The organism is Ferribacterium limneticum (genome assembly GCF_020510585.1).
In the GTDB taxonomy this organism is placed as follows: Bacteria; Pseudomonadota; Gammaproteobacteria; order Burkholderiales; family Rhodocyclaceae; genus Azonexus.
The window spans coordinates 1,173,834-1,196,696 of the sequence record NZ_CP075190.1 but is presented as its reverse complement, the minus strand read 5'-3'; the positions used below and the strand labels follow the sequence as shown (position 1 = coordinate 1,196,696).

Annotated in this window: 24 protein-coding genes; 12 read left to right on the top strand and 12 right to left on the bottom strand. The window is 61.3% G+C overall.

Going from position 1 to position 22,863, the window contains the following annotated elements:
* Positions 1 to 114 precede the first annotated feature (114 nt).
* The 10 genes from KI613_RS05725 (at position 115) to KI613_RS05680 (ending at position 11,046) form a co-directional block, all read left to right on the top strand.
* Positions 115 to 1,407 carry a sensor histidine kinase gene (locus KI613_RS05725; RefSeq protein ID WP_226404234.1) on the top strand — a complete coding sequence of 431 codons (1,293 nt, stop codon included), beginning with the start codon at positions 115 to 117 and terminating at the stop codon, positions 1,405 to 1,407.
* Positions 1,404 to 2,051, top strand: coding sequence for a response regulator (locus KI613_RS05720; protein ID WP_226404233.1), 648 nt, complete (start codon positions 1,404 to 1,406; stop codon positions 2,049 to 2,051). Before KI613_RS05725 ends, KI613_RS05720 begins: the two co-directional genes overlap by 4 nt.
* Before the next feature lie 178 nt (positions 2,052 to 2,229).
* Positions 2,230 to 2,607, top strand: coding sequence for a c-type cytochrome (locus tag KI613_RS05715; protein WP_226404232.1), 378 nt, complete (start codon positions 2,230 to 2,232; stop codon positions 2,605 to 2,607).
* 58 nt (positions 2,608 to 2,665) lie between these two features.
* Positions 2,666 to 3,520, top strand: a complete 855-nt coding sequence (locus tag KI613_RS05710; RefSeq protein ID WP_226404231.1) for a cache domain-containing protein — start codon at positions 2,666 to 2,668, stop codon at positions 3,518 to 3,520.
* A gap of 243 nt (positions 3,521 to 3,763) precedes the next feature.
* Positions 3,764 to 6,865 carry a cache domain-containing protein gene (locus tag KI613_RS05705; RefSeq protein WP_226404230.1) on the top strand — a complete coding sequence of 1,034 codons (3,102 nt, stop codon included), beginning with the start codon at positions 3,764 to 3,766 and terminating at the stop codon, positions 6,863 to 6,865.
* Positions 6,866 to 7,239: 374 nt separating this feature from the next.
* Positions 7,240 to 8,760, top strand: coding sequence for an acetaldehyde dehydrogenase ExaC (gene exaC / locus KI613_RS05700; protein ID WP_226404229.1), 1,521 nt, complete (start codon positions 7,240 to 7,242; stop codon positions 8,758 to 8,760).
* A gap of 84 nt (positions 8,761 to 8,844) precedes the next feature.
* The gene (locus KI613_RS05695) at positions 8,845 to 9,216 is read left to right on the top strand and encodes a DUF779 domain-containing protein (protein WP_226404228.1); all 372 of its coding nucleotides are present in this window, start codon (positions 8,845 to 8,847) and stop codon (positions 9,214 to 9,216) included.
* 17 nt (positions 9,217 to 9,233) lie between these two features.
* Positions 9,234 to 9,569 carry a c-type cytochrome gene (locus tag KI613_RS05690; RefSeq protein ID WP_226404227.1) on the top strand — a complete coding sequence of 112 codons (336 nt, stop codon included), beginning with the start codon at positions 9,234 to 9,236 and terminating at the stop codon, positions 9,567 to 9,569.
* Positions 9,570 to 9,869: 300 nt separating this feature from the next.
* Positions 9,870 to 10,730, top strand: coding sequence for a DUF3553 domain-containing protein (locus tag KI613_RS05685; protein WP_226404226.1), 861 nt, complete (start codon positions 9,870 to 9,872; stop codon positions 10,728 to 10,730).
* Positions 10,731 to 10,779: 49 nt separating this feature from the next.
* Positions 10,780 to 11,046, top strand: a complete 267-nt coding sequence (locus KI613_RS05680) for a hypothetical protein (protein ID WP_226404225.1) — start codon at positions 10,780 to 10,782, stop codon at positions 11,044 to 11,046.
* Positions 11,047 to 11,109: 63 nt separating this feature from the next.
* Here KI613_RS05680 and KI613_RS05675 read toward each other — a convergent pair whose 3' ends face one another.
* The 7 genes from KI613_RS05675 to pedF all read right to left on the bottom strand — a co-directional run bounded on the left by KI613_RS05675 (position 11,110) and on the right by pedF (position 15,822).
* Positions 11,110 to 11,511: a DUF1294 domain-containing protein gene (locus KI613_RS05675; protein WP_226404224.1), complete on the bottom strand. Its 402-nt coding sequence runs from the start codon at positions 11,509 to 11,511 to the stop codon at positions 11,110 to 11,112.
* A 28-nt stretch (positions 11,512 to 11,539) separates the two neighbouring features.
* Positions 11,540 to 12,223 carry an SDR family oxidoreductase gene (locus tag KI613_RS05670; protein WP_226404223.1) on the bottom strand — a complete coding sequence of 228 codons (684 nt, stop codon included), beginning with the start codon at positions 12,221 to 12,223 and terminating at the stop codon, positions 11,540 to 11,542.
* A gap of 46 nt (positions 12,224 to 12,269) precedes the next feature.
* The gene (locus KI613_RS05665; RefSeq protein ID WP_226404222.1) at positions 12,270 to 12,761 is read right to left on the bottom strand and encodes a hypothetical protein; all 492 of its coding nucleotides are present in this window, start codon (positions 12,759 to 12,761) and stop codon (positions 12,270 to 12,272) included.
* 317 nt (positions 12,762 to 13,078) lie between these two features.
* Complete coding sequence (locus KI613_RS05660) at positions 13,079 to 13,612, bottom strand: cytochrome b (protein WP_226404221.1); 534 nt, start codon at positions 13,610 to 13,612, stop codon at positions 13,079 to 13,081.
* Positions 13,609 to 14,553 (bottom strand): beta-propeller fold lactonase family protein, encoded by a 945-nt coding sequence (locus KI613_RS05655; protein WP_226404220.1) that lies wholly within the window; start codon positions 14,551 to 14,553, stop codon positions 13,609 to 13,611. Before KI613_RS05655 ends, KI613_RS05660 begins: the two co-directional genes overlap by 4 nt.
* 2 nt (positions 14,554 to 14,555) lie before the next feature.
* A complete protein-coding gene (locus tag KI613_RS05650) occupies positions 14,556 to 15,404 on the bottom strand; it encodes a substrate-binding periplasmic protein (RefSeq protein ID WP_226404219.1) in 849 nt (282 codons plus the stop codon).
* A complete protein-coding gene (gene pedF, locus KI613_RS05645) occupies positions 15,394 to 15,822 on the bottom strand; it encodes a cytochrome c-550 PedF (RefSeq protein ID WP_226404218.1) in 429 nt (142 codons plus the stop codon). The genes KI613_RS05650 and pedF overlap by 11 nt, the downstream gene beginning before the upstream one ends.
* A gap of 267 nt (positions 15,823 to 16,089) precedes the next feature.
* Between pedF and KI613_RS05640 the strand changes: the two genes are divergently transcribed.
* Positions 16,090 to 18,075: a sigma-54-dependent Fis family transcriptional regulator gene (locus KI613_RS05640; RefSeq protein WP_226404217.1), complete on the top strand. Its 1,986-nt coding sequence runs from the start codon at positions 16,090 to 16,092 to the stop codon at positions 18,073 to 18,075.
* 130 nt (positions 18,076 to 18,205) lie between these two features.
* On the opposite strand, the gene KI613_RS05635 is transcribed toward KI613_RS05640, so the two are convergent.
* The gene (locus KI613_RS05635) at positions 18,206 to 18,928 is read right to left on the bottom strand and encodes a PEP-CTERM sorting domain-containing protein (RefSeq protein WP_226404216.1); all 723 of its coding nucleotides are present in this window, start codon (positions 18,926 to 18,928) and stop codon (positions 18,206 to 18,208) included.
* Between the two features lie 191 nt (positions 18,929 to 19,119).
* Here KI613_RS05635 and KI613_RS05630 point away from each other — a divergent pair, with 191 nt between their 5' ends.
* Complete coding sequence (locus KI613_RS05630) at positions 19,120 to 20,361, top strand: glycerophosphodiester phosphodiesterase (RefSeq protein WP_226404215.1); 1,242 nt, start codon at positions 19,120 to 19,122, stop codon at positions 20,359 to 20,361.
* Between the two features lie 48 nt (positions 20,362 to 20,409).
* Here the strand turns inward: KI613_RS05630 and KI613_RS05625 are convergent, their stop codons facing one another.
* From KI613_RS05625 to KI613_RS05610, 4 genes are read right to left on the bottom strand one after another with little or no spacing between them, the layout of a single operon-like run.
* Positions 20,410 to 20,781 carry a SirB2 family protein gene (locus KI613_RS05625; RefSeq protein WP_226404214.1) on the bottom strand — a complete coding sequence of 124 codons (372 nt, stop codon included), beginning with the start codon at positions 20,779 to 20,781 and terminating at the stop codon, positions 20,410 to 20,412.
* Positions 20,778 to 22,079, bottom strand: coding sequence for a hypothetical protein (locus KI613_RS05620; RefSeq protein WP_226404213.1), 1,302 nt, complete (start codon positions 22,077 to 22,079; stop codon positions 20,778 to 20,780). The genes KI613_RS05625 and KI613_RS05620 overlap by 4 nt, the downstream gene beginning before the upstream one ends.
* A gap of 40 nt (positions 22,080 to 22,119) precedes the next feature.
* Entirely contained in the window at positions 22,120 to 22,347 is a 228-nt protein-coding gene (locus KI613_RS05615) for a DUF2249 domain-containing protein (RefSeq protein WP_226404212.1), read from the bottom strand.
* Entirely contained in the window at positions 22,344 to 22,790 is a 447-nt protein-coding gene (locus tag KI613_RS05610; protein ID WP_226404211.1) for a hemerythrin domain-containing protein, read from the bottom strand. Before KI613_RS05610 ends, KI613_RS05615 begins: the two co-directional genes overlap by 4 nt.
* Positions 22,791 to 22,863: the final 73 nt, after the last annotated feature.

The window sequence follows — 22,863 nt, the reverse complement described above, 5'->3', positions numbered from 1 at the left end:
TTGTCCAAAGTCTCGGGACAAGCTCACCGCCAAACCGGGAAAAATTCCCGAGCTGATGGCGGGCAGGTACGAAACCTGCAGAAAGCTCATCCATACAAAACAGACTGGCACCACATGGATCTTCGAAAACGGCTGGTCATCTGGCTCGGCGGGCTGCTCGCCGGCCTCATGCTGATGGCCATACTGATCAACCTGCATTCCCTGCGCGGTGACATTCAGGCCGAGGTCGCCGCTTCCGAACAGCTGGTCACCGTCCTGCTCAAGGCGGGCAATGCGCCCCCCGGCGACCGGGCAGAACTGGAAGCCCTGCTGCGCGACGCCCACCTGCGCCACCTGAGCATTCACCTCGATTCGGCACAGCCGGCTGCCGACACGACGCCGCACTGGCTTGCCGGCCTGCTCGGCATCGCCCCGAGCGCGACACCGGCGCAAACCATCCGCCTGGGTGAGCAAACCCTGCACATCGCACCCAACCCCAATTCCGAAATCGAGGAGCGCCTGGGCGACACTGTTCGACTTTGCATCACCCTGCTGCTCTATTCTGGAGCAACTCTGCTCGTCGCCTGGTGGTCGGCCGACCGCGCACTGACTCCGGTACGTGAGCTGGAAGCCGGCCTGCAGCGTCTGGCCGACAATGCCCCCAATGCCGCCATGCCGCCTTTTGCCCTGCGCGAATTTCGTCGCGTGGCCAGCGCCATTGACGCGCTGGCCGGCAAGCTGGAGGCGTCCCGCGCCGCCCAGCAACAGCTCGCCCGCCAGCTCATTGCGGTACAGGAAGAGGAACGCCACATACTGGCAAGGGAATTGCATGACGAGATGGGGCAAACGCTGACCGCCATCGGGGTTACCGCCGCCTTTCTCGAACGCAACGCAACGCGGCTGGCGCCGCCAAGCATCATCGAATGCGCCGGAGATCTCCGGCGCGACGTGCGGACCAGCGGCGAGCAGTTGCGCGCCATGCTCAAGCGCCTGCGCCCGCATGGTCTGGATGCACTGGGGCTGGCCAGCGCCCTGCGCGAACTGGTGACGAGCTGGCAGCAGCGCGAGTCCGGCATCAAGTTTAGCCTTGAGATGCCGGCCGAACTGCCCGTGCTCGACGAAGCGGCTGCCTTGGTGCTCTACCGCGTGGTGCAGGAAGGACTGACCAATGTGGTTCGCCATAGCGAAGCACGGCACTGCCGGATCCGCATTCAAGTGGTACGAAAGGCGCTGTACTTGAGCGTAGAGGACGATGGAAAAGGTCTGCCCGAAGCCGGCCCGGCACGCCGTGGCGGCTTGCTCGGCATGGCGGAAAGGCTGGAAATGGCCGGGGGCAGTCTGCACATAGAAAATAACGCAACAATCGGGCTGCATCTTCAGGCCCGCTTGCCGATGAGCCAGGAAGAACAACAGGAGGAACAACGATGATCCGCATCATTCTGGTCGATGACCACGCTGTCGTCCGCACCGGCTATCGCCGCCTGCTCGACGCCGAGCCCGGCCTGCAAGTGGTCGGCGAAGCAGCCAGCGCCGACGAGGCCAATGCGCTGATCACGCGCCTCGCCGTCGACGTCGCCGTGGTCGACCTCAGCCTGCGCGGCAGCAGCGGCATCGAAGCCATCCGCCGCATGCTGGCCCGCCAGCCCAGCCTCAAGGTTCTCGTCCTTTCAATGCACGAAGGCGCCGGCCACATCACCCAGGCCCTGCGCAGCGGCGCGCTCGGCTACCTGACCAAATACAGCGAGCCGGGCGACGTCATCGACGGCATTCGCCGCATCGCCACCGGCAAACGCGTCTTTTCCCCGGAAATCGCCCAAGTGCTGGCCGAAGAAGCGGTCGACGGCGACGGCGGCCTCGCCCACCTGACACCGCGCGAATTCGAAGTGCTGCGCATGCTGGCGCACGGTGAATCGGCCAACCGCATCGCCAGTTCGATGCACCTGAGTCCGAAAACGGTGTTGAATTACCTCACCCTGATCCGGCAGAAACTCAATGCCGACAACGATTTCAAACTGCTGCACCTGGCTGCACGGCATGGGCTGGTCGACATGCAAGTACCGTTGGGCGCCTGAAAGCCATGCCGGCAAATGATTTTTCCCGCAATGACCTTAGCTGGCGCAGGATTTGCCTTTAGGGACTCAACATCACCGCCGAATTCAAAAAATTCTTGGGTCGAGATCATTGTCACCTTTTCAAATGAGCCGCTCGGCGTTATTTTTGAGCCGGCTTTTTAACCTTTGGGAGTAGAACATGTCATTACTACGTCAACTGATCATCACCGCCGCACTGGCTGCCGCTGCGCAAACGGCTTGGGCCGATGCCGCCAACGATGAAAAGATGAAAAAACTGGCGGCCCATGCCGGCTGCTTTACCTGCCACACTCTCGAACACAAGGACAATCCGGATGGCAGCAAGCCGATCGGCCCGGCCTGGAAAGATGTGTCCGAGCAATACCGGGGCAAACCCGGCGCCACCGATTTCCTGACCCGCGTCGTGCAGGAAGGCTCCAATCCCTACTCCAGCCACTGGAAAAACAAGGTTACCGGCATCGCCATGCCGCCCAACGCCGTGGCCATCAGCGCCAATGACACGCGCCAGCTCGTCTCCTGGATACTGTCGCTGAAATAATCCGCTGCACATTCAAGCCGCGCCGGATTGCCGGCCAACCCTTTTGGAGTTTCCGCGTATGAGCACTTTCTCCCTCGCCGTCCGCCTGGCCGGCCTCCTGCTGGCCCTGGGCTGCGGCGTCGCAACGGCCGGCGAGCGCGCCACCCCGCGCGAAGCCCGCGCCTTGTTCGACCAAGCGGTGAAATACCTGCAGACCAACGGCCCCGAGAAATCATGGTCGACCTTCAGCAATCGCAAAGGGCCGTTCGTCAAGAAAGACCTCTACGTTTACGTCATCGACCGGCAAGGCACCTACATCGCCAACGGCGCGGCACCGGAGGCGCTGGTCGGCATGAATGTGCTCGACAGCGTCGATGCCTCGGGCACTCCCCTCTTCCGGCACATGATCGCCGTCACCGACAAGCAGACCGAGGCGCGTATCCGCTACGTCTGGCTCAATCGCAAAACCAATCACGTCGAGCCCAAGAACGCCTGGCTGTACCGTCAAGGCGACTACATCCTCGGCGTTGGCTACTACTCGCCGCACGCCACGGCGATCGATGCCCAGAAGTTGCTCGGCGAGGCCGTCGCTTTCGCCATCCAGAACGGCTTGAGCAAGGCCACAACGGCTTTCAACGACACCAAGGGTGCCTTCGTGCATGACGACCTCTACGTCTTCGCGGTCAATCTCGACACCGGAAAGTTTGAAGCGCACGGCGTGAACCCGGCGTGGACCGGCACCGACGCGCGCGATCTCCACGATGTCGAAGGCCACGCCCTGATTCAGGAAATGATCGATCTGGCGAGAAGCAAGGGCACCGGTGTCGTCGACTACGTCTGGCGCAATCCGGTTACCAATGCCGTCGAGCGCAAGCGCACCTTTATCCAGCGCGTCGACAACAGCCTGCTCGGGGTTGGTTACTACCTCGACTGAGCGGCAACGCGCAATTCAGGCATTTCAGAATTGGGCGAAAATTCCGGTTGACCGTAGGAATGCCCCACACCGGCCCGCGTGGCCGGTTTTTGTTGCCGATTTGATTTTCATTTGCCGACAGGCTGGCCCCGGTAGATACTGGCGGCAGCGGATGGTGTAGCGTCGCGCTGTTCGTCCGGTAGAGACGGGATGTCATTGCTTTCAGTGAATACCCGGCCGCAATCCGTGGAGAGGGAGATCATCATGTTTGCGCCATTGAATCGCCTCAGCATCCGCAATCGGATCTGGGGCATTGTTGCCATTTTCATCGGCAGCATCCTGCTGACCAGCGCCCTCGATGTCACCACTCTCAGGGATACCCTGCACCAGGAAAAGGAAGACAGCATCCGGCAACTGGTCGAAAGCGCCCATGCCGTCCTGGCCCATTATCAGGAACTCGAACGAACCGGCAGCCTGAGCCGGGAAGCCGCCCAGGCTGCGGCCATGGCCACGATCAAGGGGCTGCGCTACAACGGCAAGGACTATTTCTGGATCAACGATAACCAGATTCCATCGCGCATGATCATGCATCCGATTTCGCCGGAGCTCGACGGGCAACTGCTGCAGGACGACAAATACAACTGCGTCACCAGCATGCGGAATAGTACGGAAGGGCCATTTGTTCGGACCGACGGCAAGAAAAACCTGCTGCAGGCTTTCGCCGAACTGGTCGCACAAACTGGGCAAGGCTACGTCACCTACCCGTGGTACAAGGTCAATCCGGACGGCAAAAGCACACCGGGCAGATTCCCCAAGCTTTCCTATGTCAAAGGTTTTGCTCCCTGGGGCTGGACTATCGGTTCCGGGATCTACATCGACGACATCGATACCACAATCCAGACTCGGGCCATCCAGCACCTCGTGCTGCTGCTCGCGATTACCACCACCTTGCTGCTCCTGGCCAGCCTGATCGCCCGCAGCATCACCGTTCCGCTGAAAGCCACGATGCGCGCCATGCATGACATCGCCCGGGGCGACGCCGGACTCAAGCAACGCCTCGCCGTCGATGGCGGTAGTGAAATCGCCGAACTGGCCGGCAATTTCAACGAAATGCTTGATCACATCGAGGCCCGCGACGAGGCGCTACTCAAGCACCAGGAAGGCCTCGAGCAAGAAGTTTCGCGGCGGACGGCCAGCCTGCGCGAAGCGAACCTGAAACTGGATGCAGAACTGGTCGAGCGCCGGCGGATCGAAAAGATCATCAACGAGAGCAAGAACCGCATGCACGGCCTGCTCGACGCCACCGACGAAGCTGTGCTGCTGCTGGCACCGGATGCCACGGTTCTCGAGATCAATACCTTCGCTGCCCGCCGCTTCGGAAAAACGCCGCAGCAGATGATCAGGACAAACTTTCTTGACCACATGCCGCCCGAGTTGGCCAAAACCCGCGGTGCCATGATGCAAGCTGCCGTCGATAGCGGGGAAGTCATCCGTTTCCAGGATCAGCGCGGTTCGACCTGGTTTGACAACAACCTCTATCCGGTCAAGGACGACAACGGTGTCGTCGAAAGCGTTGCCGTCTATGCCAAGGACGTTTCCGAGCAAATGCGCATCAAGATGGACGAGGAACTGTTCCTGCAACTGGGCACGGTACTCATGCGCTGGGGCGTCGATTCGCGGGCCATCGCGCAAATTTTCTGCGATGGCATCCTGCCTATTTTCAATCTCGAGGCTGCCTGCATTGCGGTTACCGACCGCGAGGGCAAGCTTTCCCTGGCCGCCGCATCAGGGAGCGTGACTGACGCCGGCATCGAGCATGTCGCCAGCGACGACGGTGATGCCTCGGCCTATCTGCCACTGGCTGAGGTCATGACCAGCGGCCAGCATCAGGTAATTTCTCTCGCTGACGAGAGCCGCCAACTCTGCAAGACGAGCCCGCAGGCACCCGCCGCCAACAGCGCCGTTCTGCTGCCCCTGAAAATCCATGGCGACCCCTGGGGCGTTCTCGCGCTATACGGCAAGGAAGCCGATCAATTCGAAGACAGCCTGCTCCAGCAACGCCTGCTGTCCACTGCCAACCGCCTGGTCAGCACGCTGGAATCCGCCCTGCGCCAAGAGAGGCTCGCCCTCTTCGACCTCGCCCTGGCCGAAATCGGCAATGCGGTGATGATCACCGATGCTGCCGGCAAGATCATCTGGGTCAATCGCTCCTTTACCGTGCTTTCCGGCTATACCAACGTGGAATTGCTTGGCCAGCCACCCCACCTGTTCAACTCCGGGACGCAGGATGCGGTGTTCTACCGGCACTTCTGGCAAAGCATCTCGGCCGGCAAAACCTGGCGCGGCGACATCGTCAACCGGCGCAAGGACGGCAGCCTGTACACGGCCAACCAGATGGTCACGCCACTATTCAACGCCAAAGGGGAAATCAGTCACTACATCGCCGTGCTCGAGGACATCAGTGAACGCAAGCGCCAGGAAGTCGAACTGAAGCAAAACTACGAACATCTGAAGACCCTGAACGAACAGCTGGAAAATGCCCAGAACCAGCTACTGCAATCGGAAAAGATGGCCTCGATCGGACAATTGGCGGCCGGCGTCGCCCACGAGATCAACAACCCGATCGGCTTCGTGAACTCCAATCTGGGCACCCTGAAAACCTATGTCGATGAACTGCTCGAGGTCATCCGGGCCTATGGTGCAGCCGACCCGATACTCGCCGAACACCCTGAAATCAACGCCAATATCGCCAGCATCAAGGCACAGGCCGACCTGGATTTCATGGGAGAGGATATCCATAGCCTGCTCAAGGAGTCGCGCGAAGGGATCAGCCGGGTCACCCGGATCGTCCAGGATCTCAAGGACTTCTCGCGGATCGACAGCATGGACTGGGCCGTGGCCAATCTGGAGCAAGGTCTGGACAGCACGCTGAACATCGTCACCAACGAAATCAAGTTCAAGGCTGATATCGTCAAGGAATACGCCGGCATCCCCGGCATCGAATGTCTCGGCTCGCAGTTGAACCAGGTATTCATGAACCTGCTGGTCAATGCGGCCCAGGCCATCGAAACGCACGGCACCATCACCCTTCGCACCGGCACCACGAACGATGCGGTCTGGGTCGAAATCGCCGATACCGGCCGGGGCATCCCGCCCGAAAACCTCAAACGCATCTTCGACCCCTTCTTCACTACCAAGGCCGTCGGCAAGGGCACGGGCCTTGGCCTTTCACTGGCCTACAGCATCGTCCAGAAACACCACGGCAAACTCGAAGTGCGTAGCGAAGTCGGCGTCGGCAGCTGCTTCCGTGTCGAGATTCCGCGGCGACAACCGGAGCCCGGCGAGGCAAAAGCACTCGCGACATAAACCCCAGCACGGCACAAGGAACCGGCCCGCGTGGCCGGTTTTGCTTTGCCCACCAGCGGCGGAATACCGCCGGACCTTCCCGAGCTGCGACAGTGTCGCAAATTCGGCTGCTCCAAAACTAAACACCTGTTGAGCCGTTGATCACGCCATCCCCGCTCCAGGTTGTGACAACCAGTATCAAAATCAGACCAAGTATTTGAAAATTAGCCATTTTTTCCGGTTGACCGTGAAACTGGCCGGGCTGGCACACGGCATGCACATTAACAGGCACGAGTCACGGCAGGTCATTTCAGGAATCAACCGAATCTGCCGGCTTCGAGTTAGCCCTTTGAATTACCAATTTCCAACTTCATTCAAGAACACTGGAGACAAACATGATTTATGCAGCTCCCGGCGCCGCTGGTGCCAAGATCGCCTACAAGGCCCAGTACAACAACTTCATCGGCGGCCAGTGGGTTGCCCCGACCAAGGGTGAATACTTCGATGTGATCACCCCGACGACCGGCAAGGTTTACACCAAGGTCGCCCGTTCCTCGGCCGAAGACATCGAGCTGGCGCTTGACGCCGCTCACGCTGCTGCTGATGCCTGGGGCAAGACCGGCGCCGCCGAACGTGCCAACGTGCTGTTGAAGATCGCCGACCGCCTCGAAGCCAACCTCGAAGTGCTGGCTTACGCCGAGACCGTCGATAACGGCAAGGCCATCCGCGAAACACTGAATGCCGACATCCCGCTCACCATCGACCACTTCCGTTATTTTGCCGGCTGCCTGCGCGCTCAGGAAGGCGCTCTCTCCGACATCGACGAAAACACCGTGGCTTACCACTACCACGAGCCGCTCGGCGTCGTCGGCCAGATCATCCCCTGGAACTTCCCGATCCTGATGGCGGCCTGGAAACTGGCCCCGGCCATCGGTGCCGGTAACTGCGTCGTGCTCAAGCCGGCCGAATCGACCCCGATCTCCATCCTGATCCTGGCCGAACTGATCGCCGACCTGCTGCCGCCGGGCGTCCTGAACATCGTCAATGGTTTCGGCCGCGAAGCCGGCATGCCGCTCGCCACCAGCAAGCGCATCGCCAAGATCGCCTTCACCGGCTCGACCACCACCGGCCGCGTGATCGCTCAAGCCGCTGCCAACAACCTGATCCCGGCCACGCTGGAACTGGGTGGCAAGTCGCCGAACATCTTCTTCGCCGACGTCATGGACAAGGATGACGGCTTCCTCGACAAGGCCATCGAAGGCATGGTGCTGTTCGCCTTCAACCAGGGCGAAGTGTGTACCTGCCCGAGCCGTGCCCTGATCCAGGAATCGATCTACGACAAGTTCATGGAACGCGTGTTGGCCCGTGTTGCTGCCATCAAGCAAGGCAACCCGCTCGACACCGACTGCATGATGGGTGCCCAGGCATCGCAAGAGCAGATGACCAAGATCATGTCCTACCTCGACGTGGGCAAGCAGGAAGGCGCTGAATGCCTGATCGGCGGCGCCCGCGCTGTCCTCGAAGGCGACCTGGCCGGCGGTTACTACATCCAGCCGACCCTGTTCAAGGGCCACAACAAGATGCGCATCTTCCAGGAAGAAATCTTCGGGCCGGTTCTCGCCGTGACCACCTTCAAGGACGAAGCCGACGCTCTGGCCATCGCCAACGACACCCTGTACGGCCTCGGCGCCGGCGTCTGGAGCCGCAACGGCAACGTCGCCTACCGCATGGGTCGCGCCATCAAGGCCGGCCGTGTCTGGACCAACTGCTACCACGCCTACCCGGCGCACGCAGCGTTCGGCGGCTACAAGGAATCCGGCATCGGCCGCGAAACCCACAAGGTCATGCTGGACCACTATCAACAGACGAAGAACCTGCTCGTTTCGTACAGCGAAAGCAAGCTGGGCTTCTTCTAAACCGGGCATCTCCTCCACTGGCCGCATAGATTTGCGGGCAACTCTTGGGGGCGGGCAACCGCCCCCCTTTTTTAGGAGAAAAACATGGTCGATCGTGTCATTTGTACGCCGGCAACGCTTGAACTCATCGCACTCCTGAAACAGAAATACGGTCCGGAACTCATGTTCCACCAGTCCGGCGGCTGTTGCGACAACAGCGCTGCCAACTGCTATCTGCCCACCGACCTCACCATCGGCGCCTACGACGTCCATCTTGGCGACATCGGCGGCGTGCCCTTCTACATCAGCGCCTCGCAATACGAGTACTGGAAGCACACACAACTGATCATCGACGTCATCGACGGATCGGGCGGCACCTTCTCGCTCGAAGGCAACACCGGCAAGGCATTCCACACCCGTTCACGGCTGTTCACCGATGCCGAATGGGCCGAACTGCAGGCGGCTGGCCTCGTTTAATCCAAGGAATCATTCACATGAACATGCAACTGAGCACCACCCTGCTGCCTCTGCTCGCAGCCGCCCTCTTCATCGCCACCTCACCGGCCCAGGCCGCCGACGGCGAAGCCATCGTCAAGAAAGCCCGCTGCGTCGCCTGCCACACCGTCGACCAGAAGCGCGTCGGCCCGCCCTACAAGGAAGTCGCCGCCAAGTACAAGGGCGACAAGAGCGCCCCCGGCAAGCTGTTCGACAAAGTCCGCGCCGGCGGTTCTGGCAACTGGGGTACAGTCCCGATGCTGCCGCACCCGGCCGACAAGATCAGCGACGACGACCTCAAGGCCGCCATCCAGTGGATTCTGGCACTGGAATAAGCAACACGGCGCCCCGGTTTCGGGGGCCAAAAGGGAGAACAGCAACTCCCCGACAAGAATGGCTGCAGGCCATCGAATGAAAAACCAAGGGGCGCCGAGCCGGCCACGCAGCCTGCCGAGCGCCCCGCCGCTGCAATCCAGGGCGGATCCTGCGGTCAACCGGAAAAAACGCCCAAAATTGAAATAATTGTTTGGCTCGGCATGGGCCCGAACAGGTAACAGTTTGCACAGCCCGGCCTGAATTTCGGAGGCCATGTTAAAATTGACCGCTTTTTCCGGTGAAAAGAAGCGGAGAGCAAGATGAGCACCCTAACCACAGGCGATCGCGTGACGCACCCCAACCAGCAGGAATGGGGTCTCGGCAAAGTGCTCAGCGCAACGTCCGACAATCTTGATGTGTTTTTTGTCGGCGCAGGACGCAAGCGGCTTTCACGGTCATTCATCAAACTCGAGAAAGCCGAAGGGGCTGCCTCGAAACACCGCCTCCTCGACAACCTGATTGAGACATCTGACATCGTCAGCGACAACTTTGTGACGATCCCCATGGCCATTGAGCGCTTCATGGCGAAGTACCCGAACGGCTTCGAAGACGCTGATTTCATCAAGTCGGTGCGCGAAGCCAACATGCGCGGACAAAAATTGTGCGCCCAGTTGCTGAGCCAGGAAGAGATTGCCCGACTCATCGCCGATGGCAGCTTCGACGCCATCTGCGATCGTGCCCGACACGTTGAAACCAGCACCAACCTGCTGACCAAGAGCGAGCGCAAGACGCTGCACGAAGCCCTTGAGCTGCCTGCCTGCCAAAAACTCTTCTCGCTGGCCCTGGCCAATCTGCTCTACGGGACCGAAAGCGAAGAGGCACGCTTCAAACACTTCCTGCGCACGCTCGGTATCCTGCAACTGAACAAATGGCAGTTTGCGACGCTGTTCAGCTTCATCCGCCACCCGCAGCAATCAGCCTTCATCAAGCCGACCGTCATCCAGAATGCCGCCAAGGCCCTGTGCTGGCGGATCAACTACAAGCCTGACCCGAACTGGAAGACCTACGACGCAGTCTCGCGCCTCTACAGCTACGTCCGCACCAATCTGCTCGAAGAAGGTTTGATGCCGCGCGACCTGATCGACGTTCAGGCCTTCATCTGGTCCGTCGTCCAGAAATAATCAGGCAACCCGTCACCGCTGCAGCGCCCCAATATCAGAAAGGAAAACCATGAACGCCCAAGCCTTAGCCGAAAAACTGAACAAGCTCGGATTTACACCCACCGCCTTGAGCGAACCATCGAAACGCGTCGACGGGATGATCGTCTTTACCAAGGGCGTGCATGTTCAAGTCCCGCTGCATGGCGACGAACCTAACGTCGTCCTTGAAAGCGACGATGGCGACCTGGAGTTTTACGATGCCCAGCGCAATATCGAGGACCTGATCACCGATCTGAAGGCCGCCCTGCAAAGCGAACAGGCCATGAATTCGCGCTGAACCCGGCAGCGCCGACGATTCGGGCGGGGCAAAAACCAATGCGCCTTCGGTGCCAGCCTGCCCTCAAGCCACTGCGGCCATGACCGAGCGCAGCACTCCCGCCCCCTTCGCCGTCAGCAACCAGCCCAACACCCCGCAATTGATCAACACCGTCGCCCAGAACGTCACCTGAAACGACGCCTTGCTCGACTTGTGGCGCAGCACGCGCTGCGCCAGCAAAGCCCCCGGCCAGCCGCCGAGCAAGGCAATCATGTGCAAGGTGTTCTCCGCCGTCCGCCACCGCCCGCCCTGCGCCGCCGCCTTGTCCCGGGCATAAATCACAAAGGCCAGCAGGCTGGCCCCGGCATACAGGCCAACTACTGCCAGCGGCAAGCGGCCGACCAGGACACCCAAACCAAGGAATGCGAAAAACAGCCCACCGACGGCGCTTGCCGAGTTGCTTGGGAGACCTCGATTTTTTTGCAACACACTCATCCGCAACCTGGCCTGTGCCTCAGCGCATCACCCAGCCACCGCAAACGGGGAACACCTGGCCGACAAAGCAATTGGCCAGATCGCTGCACAAATAGGCGGCGAATTCGGCATCCTCTTCCGCTCCGACCAGCCGCCCGAGCGGAACCTCGCGTTTCAGACGCTCCTGAAAACGCGGGTCGGCCTGCACTTCGGGCGGGAAGTAGGTCGGGTTTTCAACGAAGTTCTGGGCGATGGCATTGACCTGGACATTGTGCGGCGCCACCTCGACGCCGACGGCCTGCACGTAGGCCAACTGGGCGCCGCGCGCCGCGCTGTAAGTCGACCGGCCCTTCATCCCGCGCAGGGCCGAAGCGCTGCCCATGACCAGAATCTTGCCCGAGCGGCGGGCGATCATCGCCGGCAAGACGGCCCGGAACAAGCGCGCCAGCGGATGGACGAGCACCCCGAAAGTGTCGTTCCACTCCGCTTCGGAGACCTCGGCGACGGCAGTGCCTGGCGCCGGAATGGCCAGGTTGGCAACGAGAACATCAACCCGTCCGGCTTCAGCAACGATAGCGGCTGGCGCCCCGGCCTCGACGAGCGAGGCGGTATCGGCGATCACCGTGGCACCATGCCGGGCAAACACCTCGCACAGCACCGGCCCCATGAACATGTCGGCCTGGGTGACCAGCACCCGTTTGCCAAGCAGTTTTTGATCGGACATGAGCGCTCCTTTGGCGAAGGTCTGCTTATCCCTGCGCCGCGACGGCTTAGTGCACGGGGGGTAGCGTGGTGATTTTTTCCAGCCGATCTTCCAGCTCGCCAATATAGGCGGCAAGCGTGTTCCCGGACTGTTCGGTGAATAAGCGGAAATCATGCTCAAGCTGATCGATTCTGGCAAGGACTGTTGCTTTCACTTCGCCGTTCAGCGTGGCTTGCTTGGTCGATTCTGTTTCAAGAAAAGCGCGTAATTCAGTAAAGCGGGAGGCCTCCGCACGGTCGGCAAGCTCGCGGTTGGTCTGCAAGGCCCGCGAATGGCGGCGAGCTTCAAGGAGAACAGAACCCTGCAGATAAACGACATACACCAGAAACAGCCCCGTAATGAAGACCAATATTCCGAGCATGAGCAGGCCCAATGGCATTTGCACCGACGTAAAGCCAAACCATAACTCGGTGGGAGCCAGAAAGACGCCCCAGTTCAAGGCAGCGAAAGCGGCGATCAGGGCCAATATGAGTAGCAACAATAGCGAGTGAAGTTTCATGGCAAGCTTCCTGACTGGACGAATAGTGACGGGCGAAAGCCTGAAGCAGGCTTCAATACGAGGCGCCGGAAGAACGGAGAAAATCCGCACTCGGTGCCTGAATATATTTCACGGCTGTTTATCCAGCCAATATGGCGGGCAAAAAAACAGGCTTTGAGCCTATCACGCGCATTCAGGCCGCATCTGTGCGCTACGGCACGCAAAAAAAAGCCACCCGAAGGTGGCATTCAATTTCAATTTTGGCGGGTTTTCCCGGTCGACCGTAGCAACGTCTATTACTTTGGCTAGACCGCACTGCTCCGCCATGGAGCAGCTGTTCAGTTTTTGAACAATCCGCCGGGCAACATGCGCTGAATTGTCCCGTCACGTTTGAACAGGTGTTTAAGCGCGCCGGCGATATGCAGGCCGATCAGGCCGGCGAGGCCCCAGACGAAGACGACATGGGCCAGCTTGAAGGCGCCGTTGAGCGTTTCGTCAGGCCAGCCGAGCTTGGGCAGTTCGATACCGAAGAACTTGATGGCGAATGGCGTGAAGGACGAGGCGAGGAAACCAGCCAGCGGCGCCATGAAGAGCAGAGCGTAGAGCGCGTGATGAACAGCCGTGGCCAACTTGGCCTCCCAACCGGTAGCCAGCAGCTTCGGGGCCTGATGGCCGCGGCGCCAGGCCAGGCGGACAATGATCAGCAACAGCGCGAGCAGGCCGAGCGATTTGTGCAGGCCATAGGCGGCGCTGCGTTCAGCGCCCTTGGGCAGATCAACCATGGTCCAGCCCAGCCAGAGCAGCCAGATGACGACAATGGCCTGCGCCCAGTGCAGCACGATGGCTTCTAGCGTGTAGCGCTGGCCGCTCATCGGATGCTGACCCCCCAGGGCAGTTCGCCGACTTCGATATCAGCCAGCTTCTTGTAGCTGGCGGTGTCGATGACGGAAACCGTACCGGAGCGGCCATTGGCTACGTAGAGCTTGGCGCCGTCGGGCGTGATCGCCATGTTCCACGGGCGTTTGCCGACTTCGACGGTGGCGACGACAGTGTTGCTGGCAACGTCGATGGCCATCACCGACGGGTCGCGCCCGTTGGAAACGAAAACCCGCTTGCCATCCGGGTGAACAGCGATCCCGGCAGGATACTGGCCGGCGGTAATTTCAGCGATGACGCGGCGCTCGGCGGTGTCGATGACGTAGACCTTGCCGGTCATTTCGCTGGCGACGTAGGCCCGGCTGCCATCGGGCAGGAAGCCGATGCCGCGTGGCCGCTTGCCGACCGGGATGCTGGCCACCTGCTTGCGTGCCTTCACATCGACGACATCGACCTGTTCGGCCTCTTCGGCGCTGACGTAGAGCCAGCGGCCGTCCGGGCTGAACACGGCATGTTCCGGGTTCTTGCCATGCACCTTGATGCGCGCCAGTTCCTTGCCCAGCGGAGCGGCGAGAAGCACGACGCTATTGTCGTCCTCGACCGCCACGGCGAGCAGCTTGCCATCGGCTGACAGGCTGACGCCTTCCGGCGAATCGCCAACCAGCACAGTCTTCACCAGCTTGCCGGCAACGGTATCGATGATCAGCAGGCTGCCCGTCTTGCCATCGGTCAGGTACACGCGCCCATCACCGGCGGCAATGCCGCGCGGGCGCTGGCCGGCCGGAATATCGCCGAGACGCTGGTCGCCGGCTGTGTCGATGACGCTGACCGTAGCCGACTTTTCATTTGGCACGTAGGCAAATGGCGCGGCCAGCGCGGCGCCGCTGAAAGCCGCAATCAGCGTGGCCAGCAGGAGTTTCGGCAGGCGCGGGCGCATGCTCAGATCGCCTGATGGGAAATGCCGTAACGCTTGAAGATCCCGGCAATCGTGCCATCGTTCTTCAAACTCGCCAGTGCACCGCCAATCGCTTCGGCCAGGGCCTGATCCTCGACCTTGACGGCCATGCCAAGCGGCCAGCTATCGATCTTCAGTTCGGCAAATTTCGGGCTTTCCAGCACCAGATTGCCCTGCCCCTTGGTCGCCGCTTCAAGCTCGGCACGCGGCGCCAGAACGGCCGCCACCTTGCCCTCGGCCATGCCCTTGGCTGCTTCTGCAACGGTCTTGAAATGCACGACGTTTTCACGCAGACGGCCGTTCAGCACGCCGAGCAGGAAGGAGTCGGCCAGCGAAGCGGTTTCGACACCGATCTTTTCCCGCGTGAAGATTTCCAAGGCTACGGCAGCCGAGCCGGACAAGGGCTTCGGCACCCGCTCCGGATTGCGCGCCAGGGCCAGCGTTTCGACGTGGTAGGCGCCGAAGATCCGGACCTTGTCGTTGGAACGCGCCAGGTACTCGTCGACCGGCACATGCATCATGACGTCGGATGGCTGGGTGCCCAGATAATGACCTTTCCAGACCATGTTGCGCAGGTCGTCGTTCATGTCCTCGTCGGCGTTGTAGCCGACGACTTCGGCCGTCAGGCCGAGCTTGGCAGCAATTGCCCGGGCGACATCGGCGTCGATGCCTTTGCCGCCGGCCATCGAATACGGCGGGAAATCGTTATAGACCGCGACGCGCAGACGACCGCGCTGGCGAATCGCTTCGAGGCCATCGGCCAGCGCCGGCAAGGCGGTGGCCATGGGCAAGGCAGCCAATGCCTTCAGCCAGAGGCGGCGATCATTCTTCATGGACGGTTTCCAGCCAGGTACGGATGGACCACATGGCTTCCTGACTGAAGATGCCTTCGAACGGCGGCATATAGACGCGACCGTCACGAACGGCACCGTGGCGAATGCGCTGCAGGAAAATTTCGTCGCCTTCATCGCCGAGCGGCAGGTAGCGCAGATCCGGTGCGATACCGCCGGAAATCGCTCCCAGGCCATGGCAACGGGCACAATTCTGGTTGTAGGCTGAATCTCCAATGCGAATTGCGGTCTTATCCTTGCGGTAAGGGTTGCTCTTCAGCCATTCAGTACCAACGGGCTTCAGGCCGGTCGTATCGACGGCCTGCGGGACAACGTCACCGTGAGCGAAAACCTGCGGCGCGGCCGTGCAAATGAAAAGGGCTGCTGCAACAGCTCCAAGGTGTCGGAAGGGATGTTTCACAATGTCTCCTTATTTGATTGCGGGTTACTGCCTTTGTGACAAAGCATCTGCAAACCCTGTGCCAGCTCGCAGACCAAATCGAAAAATCCCTTTGCCACGGGCTTTAATCGGAGATGGTGCAAAAGTGCTGACATTTGCTCGAGTATGGCATGGCATTTGCTGAAAGGTGCAGCGCACTGCCCGCTTGATTTGCTAATAAAAAGGGCAGGTGTTACGTTATGAAGCAATACAACTATAAATAGAGATAGAGAAGTCGCCGGAGGAGAGATGGGACAAATTCAATTATTGGCTGATATTCATGGTCAGCGCCTGCAACAAGCAAGGCAACTGTTTTTTGAAGAAGGCACGCTGCCCGACGGCCTGATCGATCCGGTCATCCTCCGTTCATGGGAGCGCTGCCGGCGCTTCGGGCTGGGCGAAGGCAATGCCATCCCGGCCGTCGAGGCCATGGATCGCGTTGCCCTGAAAACAGAGCAGGACCGCAACCGCTTCCTGCTCGTCCAGGGCCGGCCGATCATGGAGCATGTCTACGAGCAGATCCGCGAGTCTGGCAGCATGGTCATCCTGGCCGACGCCAATGGCCTGCTCCTCGAAACAGTCGGCGATGCCGATTTCGTCAGCCGCGCCGATCGCGTCGCGCTGTCGGCCGGCGCCTCGTGGGACGAAAACCAGTGCGGCACCAACGCCATCGGCACCGCCCTGTCCGAAGAAGGCCCGGTGTCTATTCTGGGCGCCGAGCACTTTCTCGAACGCAACGGCTTCCTGACCTGCTGCGCCAGCCCGATCTTCGGGCCGGACGGACGGTTGATCGGCGTCCTCGACATTTCCGGCGATTACCGTAGCCACCAGCATCACACCCTGGGCCTCGTCCGGATGTCCTCGGCCATCGTCGAAAAACGCCTGTTTGAATCAATCCATACCCGCGATATCCTCGTCTGCTTCCACACTCGCGCCGATTACCTGGGCAGTCCGAAGGAGGGCATCGCTGCCGTTTCGCCGGATGGCCAAGTGCTGGCCGTGAACCGCAACGGCACCGAACTGCTCGGCATTCGCCAGGTCGATGCGGTACGCCGTGACTTTTCGATGGTCTTCGAAAGCAACCTCTCGGCCCTGGTCGACCGCCTGCGCCACATGCCGCAAAGCAGCTATGAGATCAACGTCAATGGCAAATCCCTGCACGTCCAGCTGCGCGGCCAGTTGCCGCCGCTGGCCGTGGCTGGGCGGGTCTATGACGAACCAGCCTCCATCCGTGCCCCACGCCGTCCCGAAACCGCCGCCCCCACCGGCCCGACGCTGGATACCCTGAACACCGGCGACGCCCGCCTGCAGGCCGCCATCGAACGCGCCCGGCGCATTCTCGGCAAGGACATCCCTATCCTCATCCAGGGCGAATCGGGTGCAGGCAAGGAAATGTTCGCCAAGGGCTTCCACAACAGCGGCCCGCGCAGCACCGGCCCCTTCGTCGCGCTGAACTGCGCGTCGATCCCGGAAACGCTGATTGAATCCGAACTGTTCGGCTATCAGGGCGGCGCCTTCACCGGCGCCCGCAAGGAAGGCGCCCCGGGCAAGATCCAGCAGGCGCACGGCGGCACCCTGTTCCTCGACGAAATCGGCGACATGCCGCTCAACCTGCAGGCCCGCCTGCTGCGTGTGCTGCAGGAGCGATGCGTCACGCCGCTGGGCAGCACGCGAGCGATCCAGGTCGACATATCGCTGGTCTGCGCCACCCACCGCAAATTGCGCGAAGAAGTCGCCCGCGGCGCCTTCCGCGAAGACCTTTATTACCGGCTCAACGGCATGAGCGTCACCATGCCGGCCCTGCGCGAACGAACCGACATCCGCGCCCTGGTCGCCAAGATCGCCGCCTCGGAAACGACGACCCGCAGCCTGCAGGTGCGTTTCTCCGAAAAGGCCCAGCACGCCATCGAGAACTACGCCTGGCCGGGCAACATCCGCCAGCTGTTCAACGTCATCCGCGTCGCCATCGCCCTGCTTGACGACGACGAAGCGGTCATCACCGAAAGCCACCTGCCGGAAGAACTGTTCGAAACCATCGTGGCCAGCGCCCCCGGCGCACCGCAGGGCTTCGACCCGTGGGCCGCAGCCCCGCTGGAAGGCGCCAACAGCATGGACGCCATCGGCCGCCAGGCCGCCATGCGTGCCCTCGAAGCAGCCGGCGGCAACATCTCCTCAGCCGCCCGCCAGCTCGGCATCAGCCGCAACACGCTGTATCGCAAATTGGGAAGGATGTAAGGCCGAAATTGGCCATCCCCGCGTCAGCGGGGATTCGGCACACGCATTCTCTCGCGCTCGAAACCACTGCTACCCGTTGCTGCCATGCTGCTACGGTCAACCGGAAAAATCGCCAAAACCGCAAATATACCTAGGCTGTCCGCGTAGATGCCCCGCCAACGCCTCTACGACGCAAGCCAAAGAGCATCAGCAACCCGACGGCGAGCATCCCTGCCTCGGTTGGTTCTGGCACAGGTGATGGAACCAAGACGACTGGATTCGCCACATCGATTGTAATTATCGGAAAATCAAAAATAGCCATGGTGCTTGTAATCGCACTGAACGACCCACCATGGCTCCCCAGGGTCAAGCTACCCGAGCCCTGATAATCCCCGGTTTGCAGTACCACCCCATCGGATACCAGCGGCCCTTTGACAAACAAGCTCGGGGCCTCGATGGTCAGCATGCCGCCGCCCTGAAGCAGCCCCGACATATTGACGCTCTGGCTGGCATAAAGAGAGAGTCCTGGCGCATCGATGACACCGCCCGGTGCCACGTAAATATTCTCGGCGAGCAAAGTTAGAGGGCGGTTCGAGCGCAATACCCCGAAGACCTCCAGAGTCGCCCCCCCTTGCAGTAGATTAAAAACGCCGTAGCTTCCCGACGACTGAATGAAATCGACTGTTTGCCCAGCCGCAACCGAAAAGCTGCTCCATTCAAGCAAAAGGCTGTCCGTCGAAACAGTCAAAGTGTCACCTTCGGTGCTGATACTGGCGGCGCCGGAAGCCAGCGTCGGTGACGAGGCATAAGCCTGACCACTCATCGACCCGCTTAGCGCAGCGAGAAGGACCAAACTTGCAAGGTGAAATTTCATTTTTGTTTTCCAGATGGACTATTCGGTGGGCAAGCATAGCGCCGAAAACAGGACAGGTAAATATGCCATTCGGATACCCGCAAGCGGACTCCCGGTAATAAACACCGAATGCCCTGTATTAATACCATGTCATACCCGGGTCACATTCGGCATCTAGCCTAGCCTCTCCCACCACTTGAGAGGAGCCACTCATGCGCAAGCCCCCGTTCCCCTTGGTCGCCCTGGTCGTTGCCGGCGCCCTCAGCCTGTCCGCCACCGTGCCAGCCATCGCCCACGATCATCAGCAAGATTTCGAAGAAAGTGCGCCGCTGGTCATCGGTCACCGTGGCACTGCCGGTTATTTGCCCGACCACACCCTGGAAGGCTATGCCCTGGCCATCGAACTCGGTGCCGACTATATTGAGCCGGACCTCGTCGCCACCAAGGACGGCGTCCTGATCGCCCGCCACGAACCGAACATCACTGCCACCACCGATGTCGCCGACCGCCCCGAATTCGCTGCCCGCAAGCGCACCATGCTGGTCGATGGCGCCCTCGAAAGCGGCTTTTTCGCCTCCGACTTCACGCTGGCCGAAATCAAGACCCTGCGCGCCAGGCAGCCGATCCCGGCCGACCGCCCGACGCAGTTCGACGGCAAGTTCCAGATCCCCACTTTCGACGAAGTGATCGCCCTGGCCAAGCGCAAATCGGCCGAAACCGGCCGCAGCATCGGCATCTACCCGGAAACCAAGCACCCGACCTACCACCAGAAACTCGGCCTGCCGCTCGAAGACAAGCTGCTCGCCGCCCTCACCCGCGCCGGCTGGAACCATCGTCACGCCCCGGTCTTCATCCAGAGCTTCGAGCAAGCCAACCTCAAGGCGCTGAGCAAGAAGACCAAGGTCCGCCTGATCCAGCTGGTCGACGCCGATGACGTCAATGCCGACGGCAGCCTGGCCTACAACGCCCCCTTCGATCGCCCGTATGACTGGACCGCCTCGGGCAAGCCCGAACTGCTCGCCCGTACCTTCGGCTGGTTCGCCACCGACGAGGGCCTCGACGACATCGCCACCTACGCCTACGGCATCGGCCCCTGGAAGCGCTACATCGTCAGCACCATCAACGACGGCAGCGTCAGCGGACCGGGTGAAGCCGCCCGCCTCCTGGCCGAACCGACCGATCTGATCGAGCGCGCCCATAGCCGCGGAATCAAGGTGCATACCTGGACCTTCCGCAACGAGCAACGCCGGCTGGCCAACGACTACGCCGGCAACCCGATCAATGAATACCTGCAGTTCTACCGCCTGGGCATCGATGGCGTGTTTTCGGATTTCACCGATACCGCCATCGTCGCCCGGACCCTGTTCAAGCTGGAGAAAGATGGCTACAACCGGTGCTTCACCGGTGCCGGCCTGAGCCGCGCCGAACAGCGCCACTGCGCAGCACGCGACTAAGCGCACGGCTGGATGCCAGGCCGCAATGGCCTGGCATCCCAGCTCTTATCAAAAGTAGTTCCGCATCAGCGCCACGCTGACGATAAACACGTAGGCCAGCACGGCCAGCCCGAAGTAGCGCACCCGGATTGCCAATGTCCGGCCACGCTTGAGCGCCATCATCCCGAACAGGATGTAGGCGAGCAGGCCTAAGAGTTTGGCGGTCAGCCAGCCGTGCACAAACGGATACTGGCCGCTCATCCAGGCCATGCTCAGCGCGCTGCCGAGCAGCAGGGTATCGACGATGTGCGGCAGGATGCGCGTCAGCCGGTGCTGGCGCAGCGGCGATTCGGTGAACATCCACCAGCCGCGCAGGCAGAAGCCGAGGCCGCTGAGGACGACGCAGGTAACGTGCAGATGCTTGAGGGCGAGATAGCTCATGGCGTTGCCAGTTTGGCTACGAGGGCAGCCTCAATGTCGGCCAGATGCAGGCGATAGCGCCGGATGGCGCTGGCCAGATTCCACCACAGCCAGCCGTTGGCCACGGCGAAGGCCAGCCCGGCCGGCCGGGCCAGCCAGGCCGGCAAGAAAATGGCCGCCAGCAAGAGGGCCAGCGCAGCGGCGTAGGCGAGCAACTGCCGGTGCATCTCGGATTCGGACAGAATCTTGTTCATGGCCGGGGCCGGCACCTTGGCCTGGCCGCTGTTCTGCAGATGCATCCAGGACAAAAAGGGAACGATCTTGTAGAGCATGCCGGTGATGAAGGGCAGGAAACCGCCGGCCACGAGCAGCACGCCAAAGGTCAGCGTCCAGCCGTCGATGTCGGTCGCCGCCGGCCAGACTGCGACGGTCGACAGCAAAAAAAGGGCAAAAATGGAAGCCGTCAGGCCGAGCTGCCAGTAACGGTAGGTGGCATCCGGCCGGGCCCGCCGGCGCTTGCCCTGCAGGCGCAGGGTCAAACCGGCGAAGGCGATACCGGCCAGTGCCGCGCCGAGCTGGCCGAGGCGGGCCAGCAAAGGCCAGTCGGTAAGCAATGCCGCGCTCCACAGCAAAAGCATGAGCAGCATGAAAACCGGGAACCACCAGCTGGAACGCGCCGGGTAGCCCGGCGTCAGCTGGAACATCGGCACCACGACGTAGGCCATCGCCGCAAGCAGCACGCCGGCCCAGCCGCCCAGCCCCCAGCCGGCATGCAGGTCAACCAGCGCCACGAGTGGCAACGACCAGCCATAGGCCAGCCCCAGCGCCAGGACGACACCAAGGCCAACGACACCGGCCAGGCTGAACAGGGCGAATTTGATGCCGCGGATGGTCGGGCTGGTCGTCGGCACGCCGATCAGCGCCATGACCGTCGCGGCGAGAAAGAGCAGCACGGTCAGCGCCAGGATCAAGGCGGCGCTGCCTAGCAGAGTGGGCATTCCCGACAGGAAGCCGGCGGCCAGCAGCAGCGCCCCGGCTGAGAGGCCGACGTTGACGCTGCGCGCCACGGCCAGCGGCCGCTTGAGGTTGGCTCCGGCGACCACCGGCAAAATCTGGATCAGCGCGCCGAGCATGACCTGCAGCATGAAGCCGATGGTGATCAGGTGCGTCGCCGCCAGTGCGCCGGGGGTCCACCGCGAGGAGAAGATATCCGGCCCTTCGAAGGCGACGAGCAGGCCGGCCAGCATCGCAAAGAGCGGCGCGGTCAGGAAGAAGCGCAGTGGCGCAGCGAAGGGCGGTGCATTTTCGAAGGCCAGCATCGCTTGCAGGGAGCCTGAATTGTCGAGAGAAGCGGCTGACTCAGCGCGAGATCAGGATTTCGAAGGTGCCGTCGGGCAGCAATTCGGTTTCGTAATCATGGCCATTCTGGCGCAGCACCTTGTAGAGCGGGTGCGGCTCGCGGAAGAGGAGGAGCAGCATCTTCTCGCCGTCCTTGAGCGTATCGAGCATTTCCATGGTTGCCACAAAGGGTTCGGGCGGTTCCATGTAGCGGGCGTCGACGACATGCGGGGTTTTGGCGTGGCTCATTGTTCGCAGAGTTCCGTTTCCAGCCGTTCGAGAACGGCCGGCAGTTCAGCGGTCAGATGCTGGTCGCACATGGGATAGAGCATGTTCTCTTCCTTCATGTTGTGCTGCTGCATCATGATGACCAGGGTATCGGCCTGGCCGAGATACTCATCGGCATCGGCCGCCTTCAGGGCGTTTATCGCATCATCCATGAGGCCGCGCAACTGTTCGTGCTCCATGCGCATGACCTGGGTCGGCCCCATGCGCATGCCGGTCTTGGCTTCGAAGGTCGGGAACAGCGTTTTTTCCTCGCTGTCGAAGTGGGCCAGCATGGCCGAACGGAAATGTCCGAAGGCGACCAGGGCCAGTTCCAGATTTCCCTTGCTGACAGCCTGTTCGGCTTCGGCGAACAGGTCGTCGCAACGGCGATGGTCTTCGGTCATGAAACTGCGAATGGTGGTCATGGCGTGCTCAGTGGCTAAGGATGGTCCATTCTCGGGGCTGCCCCCCGGCAGGCTCCTTGACCACCATCAAATC

Excerpts from the sequence above, each read along its gene's own strand:
- KI613_RS05690 (WP_226404227.1), top strand. The coding sequence starts at position 9,234 with ATGAACATGCAACTGAGCACCACCCTGCTGCCTCTGCTCGCAGCCGCC.
- exaC (WP_226404229.1), top strand. The coding sequence starts at position 7,240 with ATGATTTATGCAGCTCCCGGCGCCGCTGGTGCCAAGATCGCCTACAAG.
- KI613_RS05660 (WP_226404221.1), bottom strand. The coding sequence starts at position 13,612 with ATGAGCGGCCAGCGCTACACGCTAGAAGCCATCGTGCTGCACTGGGCG.
- KI613_RS05650 (WP_226404219.1), bottom strand. The coding sequence starts at position 15,404 with ATGAAGAATGATCGCCGCCTCTGGCTGAAGGCATTGGCTGCCTTGCCC.
- KI613_RS05610 (WP_226404211.1), bottom strand. The coding sequence starts at position 22,790 with ATGACCACCATTCGCAGTTTCATGACCGAAGACCATCGCCGTTGCGAC.
- KI613_RS05715 (WP_226404232.1), top strand. The coding sequence starts at position 2,230 with ATGTCATTACTACGTCAACTGATCATCACCGCCGCACTGGCTGCCGCT.
- KI613_RS05640 (WP_226404217.1), top strand. The coding sequence starts at position 16,090 with ATGGGACAAATTCAATTATTGGCTGATATTCATGGTCAGCGCCTGCAA.
- KI613_RS05680 (WP_226404225.1), top strand. The coding sequence starts at position 10,780 with ATGAACGCCCAAGCCTTAGCCGAAAAACTGAACAAGCTCGGATTTACA.
- KI613_RS05665 (WP_226404222.1), bottom strand. The coding sequence starts at position 12,761 with ATGAAACTTCACTCGCTATTGTTGCTACTCATATTGGCCCTGATCGCC.
- KI613_RS05625 (WP_226404214.1), bottom strand. The coding sequence starts at position 20,781 with ATGAGCTATCTCGCCCTCAAGCATCTGCACGTTACCTGCGTCGTCCTC.
- KI613_RS05655 (WP_226404220.1), bottom strand. The coding sequence starts at position 14,553 with ATGCGCCCGCGCCTGCCGAAACTCCTGCTGGCCACGCTGATTGCGGCT.
- KI613_RS05695 (WP_226404228.1), top strand. The coding sequence starts at position 8,845 with ATGGTCGATCGTGTCATTTGTACGCCGGCAACGCTTGAACTCATCGCA.
- KI613_RS05705 (WP_226404230.1), top strand. The coding sequence starts at position 3,764 with ATGTTTGCGCCATTGAATCGCCTCAGCATCCGCAATCGGATCTGGGGC.
- KI613_RS05630 (WP_226404215.1), top strand. The coding sequence starts at position 19,120 with ATGCGCAAGCCCCCGTTCCCCTTGGTCGCCCTGGTCGTTGCCGGCGCC.
- KI613_RS05635 (WP_226404216.1), bottom strand. The coding sequence starts at position 18,928 with ATGAAATTTCACCTTGCAAGTTTGGTCCTTCTCGCTGCGCTAAGCGGG.
- KI613_RS05670 (WP_226404223.1), bottom strand. The coding sequence starts at position 12,223 with ATGTCCGATCAAAAACTGCTTGGCAAACGGGTGCTGGTCACCCAGGCC.
- KI613_RS05620 (WP_226404213.1), bottom strand. The coding sequence starts at position 22,079 with ATGCTGGCCTTCGAAAATGCACCGCCCTTCGCTGCGCCACTGCGCTTC.
- KI613_RS05710 (WP_226404231.1), top strand. The coding sequence starts at position 2,666 with ATGAGCACTTTCTCCCTCGCCGTCCGCCTGGCCGGCCTCCTGCTGGCC.
- KI613_RS05685 (WP_226404226.1), top strand. The coding sequence starts at position 9,870 with ATGAGCACCCTAACCACAGGCGATCGCGTGACGCACCCCAACCAGCAG.
- KI613_RS05725 (WP_226404234.1), top strand. The coding sequence starts at position 115 with ATGGATCTTCGAAAACGGCTGGTCATCTGGCTCGGCGGGCTGCTCGCC.
- KI613_RS05615 (WP_226404212.1), bottom strand. The coding sequence starts at position 22,347 with ATGAGCCACGCCAAAACCCCGCATGTCGTCGACGCCCGCTACATGGAA.
- KI613_RS05720 (WP_226404233.1), top strand. The coding sequence starts at position 1,404 with ATGATCCGCATCATTCTGGTCGATGACCACGCTGTCGTCCGCACCGGC.